Origin of the sequence: Bradyrhizobium sp., from assembly GCF_049519115.1 — a bacterium.
In the GTDB taxonomy this organism is placed as follows: domain Bacteria; phylum Pseudomonadota; class Alphaproteobacteria; order Rhizobiales; family Xanthobacteraceae; genus Bradyrhizobium.
In genome coordinates this window covers 1-4,325 of the sequence record NZ_JBEKRB010000154.1, presented here as the reverse complement: position 1 = coordinate 4,325, position 4,325 = coordinate 1, and the positions used below count along the sequence as shown (strand labels likewise).

The window sequence follows — 4,325 nt, the reverse complement described above, 5'->3', positions numbered from 1 at the left end:
ACACCTCGATCTCAGGACGGGGCTCTCAAACCCGCCAGCGCTTTACCCTCGGCGGGCTTCCGCTCTCTCGGCCTTTGCCCCCGCGCAGCGGGCTGGAGCGCAGCGACTTTGTGCTTTGGCACGAAACCGTCAAAGCGGTGCTGTCACCGCAAGTCCGCTATGAGGAGGCGAACGGACCTAGCTTTGTTACGGTCCGAGGACCGAGTTTGACCCAACTGACATTCCGATTGTTCCGTCTCGGTGGTTTCGGTGGTTTCGGTGGTTTCGCCCAAAACGGTCCCCTGCGGTGACGGCAATTCGGCCGGTCGCGTTCGCCTTTTCAGCGAGACTAGGGCGTAGATGACTCGGGGTTTTCAGGCGATTTTTCCCCGAACGGTAGTAGCATGCAGAAGACAGCGCCGTGGGGTGCATTCGGCGTAGCCCATAGTCGGCCGCCATGGTTTTGGGTGATCGAGCGGCAAATCGCTAACCCCATCCCCAAGCCACTGGCCTTGGTCGTGTAGAACGCTTCAAAGAGGTGCTCGGGATTAGCAGGTAGGCCGGGGCCGGAATCGCTCACAGCGACAATCACGCTGCCCGGCTCGGCCTCACTAGTACTGATTAACAACTCGCGCGGTCCCTCGGTGACGTCGCTCATCGCTTCTATCGCGTTCATGATCAGGTTGAGGATGACCTGTTGCAACTGGACTCTATCCCCCACAATGGGCGGCAATCCGTCTGACAGCTGCATCTTCACCAAAACGCCATGCTCTGACGTTGCGACACGGGTTAGTCCCATAATCTCCAAAATGGCTTCGTTTATCTCCACGACTCCGTTCTGCGGCGGCGGCTTTTGGGAGAAATTACGAATCCGGCTCACAACGTCGGCGGCCCGCTTGCCGTCTCTGATAATATGGTCGATCGCCTGTCGCGCCTCTTCCAGATTTGGCGGCAGACGGTCGAGGAAGCGCGCTGCGGTTCCGGCATTCATCAATGTTGCAGCGATAGGTTGGTTGACTTCATGGGCAATGGAGGCCGATAGCTGGCCCATTGTCGCGATCCGGTTCGCGTGAGCCAGCTCCGCCGCGGCCTGGCGCAGAGCCTCTTCGGCCCGCTTCTGGTCGTCGATGTCGGTCGTCGTACCGACGAATTTGAGGACTTTTCCTTCCGCATCGCGAAGGGCCAGGGCTTGCTGGAGATGGCAGCGATAGACGCCGTCCTGAGCGCGGAGAGACCGGGTTTCAAATGCGAATCCTTGTCCCGAGCGCACGCCCTTCCAAAAGCTCTTGGCTGCGAACTCTTGATCTTCGGGATGGACCGCGGTCATCCAGGCCTCTGGATGCGACCGGACAAAATCGAGTGTCTGACCGGCGAACTCAAGCCAAACTCGATTTACGAAATCCGGCGTCCCATCGGGCTTGAGCGTCCAGGCGCATACAGGGAGTTGCTGCAGCAGTTCGTGGGAAAGCATGCCCAAAGCCCCATCAACATGGTCGCACAGAGTGTGACCTGCTTTCTCACAACCCCATCCAAGACCGCAACCCCCAACAACTGCCTCGAAAAAAAAGTTAAAGACCACTCATACGTTGGTATGACTAGCTTCTACGAAAGGTCGAACGGCAGTGCGTGTAAAGACCTCCCACTCGCAGCGACCGTTCGAAGGACGATGTAGGCCATTGTCCCTGATCCGCTGCTGGAAGGAAACGCAAACTGACGCGGTTTGCTGCGCTGCGTGAGTCTGTTCCTGGCGGACAGTGTTCTCTAATTCCGGGTCTGGGTGTCAAGCCCTCCAATGACCATCCTTGGAAGGGTGTTTTTTCACGGCCAGGACCCACTACGGACTTCAGCCTGGTCGCCATTAATCGCAGCCCGTTTCTCGTTCGCTACATCAAACACCGTTTGGCCGCAGTCCGATCCATGTCGTTCGCAGCGCGAAGCCGCCGTGCTGATAGAAAAGCCAAAGGCTTTGGATGCGGCTTGTCCCTTGGTCTCCGTTGGTCGGCGTTACTGCCCCGTAATCTTAAGGTGTCGGCTTTTGACATGGATCAAATAGACCGCCGAGCTTTCGTGGCTTGAACTACGGAATGATCCTGTTTCCGTCCGTCAGCGAAAGCCAATTTGATGATGACTGAACCAGCGCTGCCGATTGCCGAGCGAGCGCGCGTCGGCGGCAGCGTCGCGCGCCTATGCGAGCGTGACGTCGCGGAGCGGCCCGAGTCCCATCCAGCGCTCGCGGCCAGTGATCGGCGAAGTGAAGCGGAAAACCCAGCTCTTGTTGCCACTACGATCGACGTCGAGCCGAAGGCCGCCGCCGTCGCGCAGCTTGTCGCCGGGTTTCGCGTTCTTCACCTGAAGCGCCGTCAGTGTCATGGAAAGTGTCTTCCGAATTCCACGAGCCTACCCCCGTTTAGGACGTGGATTTTGGGCTGTCTATGTGAATACACAGATATACCAATAGAAAAGAACACCCCGGTAAAACAAAGGCTTCGGTGTCATCTGTGAATATGGGTGAACGTCGGTAGATAGGCTTTTGGTAGCGGGGGCTCGCTACGGTGTTAACCCCCGACAGTCCATTCCCGCTTTCCCGTTTCAGTGTTAAACCGCTCGGCGAATACCGCTAGATGACTCAGAATTGACCGCTGGCGCGTTTTGGTTTGTTTCCGCACTCACACCTTTCAACGCGCAAAAACGAATCGATGACTCGCTAATGCGTTATTGTAGGCCCTCCCCCCGGCTCCAATAAGGGACCTCGACTGCCACCTAGCCAAATCGTCGTGAGAACCGCTTTAACCAGCCCCCGTTTTCCGAAGGCACGACAGGCGGCGACGCATCAAGCTTCGATCTGACCTCCAATTCGGCCAGCCGATCTATCGATTGCCGAATAGAGCGTGGCACCCTCTGCCGCCCTTCCAAGGAGTGCATCGTCCGTAGACGTTCGGCGACTTCGGTGCGAATGGCCACATTCTGCTCTTCGTCGATCTGGATCGGAAATGGCATGCGACGCCTCCTGGACCTTCTGTCGCTGGAAAACGGCCCCAGCTCCGGGGGAAAAGCTGGGGCCGATATTTTACCGGATAGCCGATGGGGCGCAGGGGCGTTCCGGCATTGAACCAAGCGTATCGAAGCGCAAATCGTTCCTCGCTCAAACAAGACGACCCGCCAAAACGGGATTCAGGAGCGGCTAGGGTATAGAAATAAGATAGCGCAGAGGAACCTTCGTCCGAGCGCAGACTTGCCCCGCCAGATCGATCACGGCCAAGGAATTTCAAGATGAATTTATCAGGTGAGAGTCTGCTTGTGATCTTGATCGTAGGTATCGTTGCTGGCTGGCTAGCGGGTCAGATCGTTCGCGGCGCCGGTTTCGGCCTGATAGGAGACTTGGTAGTGGGCGTAATAGGCGCCTTCGTGGCCAGCTTGCTATTTCCCCGCTTAGGATTTCATCTTGGTACAGGTGTTGTCTCGGAAATCATCTCTGCAGCCATTGGCGCGATTGTGCTGCTACTAATCCTCAGGCTTGTCTCCGGTCGAGGCAGGTTAGCCTAATCCCTACAAGCGCCCGGACATATCGCAGAAACTACGGCTCCTGCTCGTTTCAAGAATCCATACGCCTACCGCGCTAGCTGATCCACAATGAAAGCCCCGGCGCCGTAATGGTACCGGGGCACTTCTTTACGGATAAGCCATGTAGTAATCGTCAATGGACTTGGTGGTGCCCGGAGCGCTCCAATTCCAAGAGCTTTCGTTTGAGTATTTCGGAGCGCCCTTGAGCCTATCCTCGGTGATCCCGGCGATATAGCCACCGAGATTGGTATCGTATTTTAACGAGTGCCAAGGCAAGGGATAATAGTCGTCGCCGATACCGAGGAAGCCACCGAAGCTCAGCACGGCGTAGGACACCTTGCCGGTGCGTTTATCGAGCATCACTCGCTTGATCGAACCGATCTTCTTGCTATCCACACCGTAGACGGCAGTTCCCTCGACCTTGTCGCTGCCAATTAGATTGCCAAATTCACGGTCGTCGTCAGTGGGAGCTAGGTTAGGCATCTGATCCCTCCAATGGTTAGTTTGTATGATCTAACCGAAAGGGAGTGAGAACGTTCCTAGTTGCGACGCCGAGGCTTTTTCAAACTACGCGGCGATTTTCGCAAATGTCGTGGGAATAATGCGAGCTATCTGACAACACTGAAACTGCCGCAATTTTCAGGGCCTTTGGATCGCGCTCTCCCTTAGAGCCGGACTGAAAAAGAAGCTGAGTGATTTCAGCCAGTTGTGATTCCTTCGGATTTGCAAAGATTCGAGGGAGAGCACGATGGCCTGGACTGAAATCACTCGCCGACATTATAGGC

General features: G+C 56.4%; 6 protein-coding genes. 2 read left to right on the top strand and 4 right to left on the bottom strand.

From position 1 onward, the window contains the following. A partial coding sequence (locus ABSE61_RS36285) for a hypothetical protein (protein WP_423875965.1) occupies positions 1–290 on the top strand: 290 nt, incomplete at its 5' end. A gap of 38 nt (positions 291–328) precedes the next feature. Here the strand turns inward: ABSE61_RS36285 and ABSE61_RS36280 are convergent. Then, the gene (locus ABSE61_RS36280; protein ID WP_423875964.1) at positions 329–1,450 is read right to left on the bottom strand and encodes a sensor histidine kinase; all 1,122 of its coding nucleotides are present in this window, start codon (positions 1,448–1,450) and stop codon (positions 329–331) included. Positions 1,451–2,163: 713 nt separating this feature from the next. After that, positions 2,164–2,349 carry an Arm DNA-binding domain-containing protein gene (locus tag ABSE61_RS36275; protein ID WP_423875963.1) on the bottom strand — a complete coding sequence of 62 codons (186 nt, stop codon included), beginning with the start codon at positions 2,347–2,349 and terminating at the stop codon, positions 2,164–2,166. 900 nt (positions 2,350–3,249) lie between these two features. Here ABSE61_RS36275 and ABSE61_RS36270 point away from each other — a divergent pair. After that, positions 3,250–3,522, top strand: coding sequence for a GlsB/YeaQ/YmgE family stress response membrane protein (locus tag ABSE61_RS36270; protein WP_423875962.1), 273 nt, complete (start codon positions 3,250–3,252; stop codon positions 3,520–3,522). A gap of 126 nt (positions 3,523–3,648) precedes the next feature. On the opposite strand, the gene ABSE61_RS36265 is transcribed toward ABSE61_RS36270, so the two are convergent. Continuing rightward, positions 3,649–4,023, bottom strand: a complete 375-nt coding sequence (locus tag ABSE61_RS36265) for a PRC-barrel domain-containing protein (protein ID WP_423875961.1) — start codon at positions 4,021–4,023, stop codon at positions 3,649–3,651. A gap of 79 nt (positions 4,024–4,102) precedes the next feature. Continuing rightward, positions 4,103–4,325: hypothetical protein (locus ABSE61_RS36260; RefSeq protein WP_423875960.1), on the bottom strand; the 223-nt coding region annotated here is incomplete at its 5' end.

What these genes read in the sequence shown, in the direction of transcription:
- ABSE61_RS36280 (WP_423875964.1), bottom strand. Translation starts at nt 1,450, where the DNA reads ATGCTTTCCCACGAACTGCTGCAGCAACTCCCTGTATGCGCCTGGACG.
- ABSE61_RS36275 (WP_423875963.1), bottom strand. Translation starts at nt 2,349, where the DNA reads ATGACACTGACGGCGCTTCAGGTGAAGAACGCGAAACCCGGCGACAAG.
- ABSE61_RS36270 (WP_423875962.1), top strand. Translation starts at nt 3,250, where the DNA reads ATGAATTTATCAGGTGAGAGTCTGCTTGTGATCTTGATCGTAGGTATC.
- ABSE61_RS36265 (WP_423875961.1), bottom strand. Translation starts at nt 4,023, where the DNA reads ATGCCTAACCTAGCTCCCACTGACGACGACCGTGAATTTGGCAATCTA.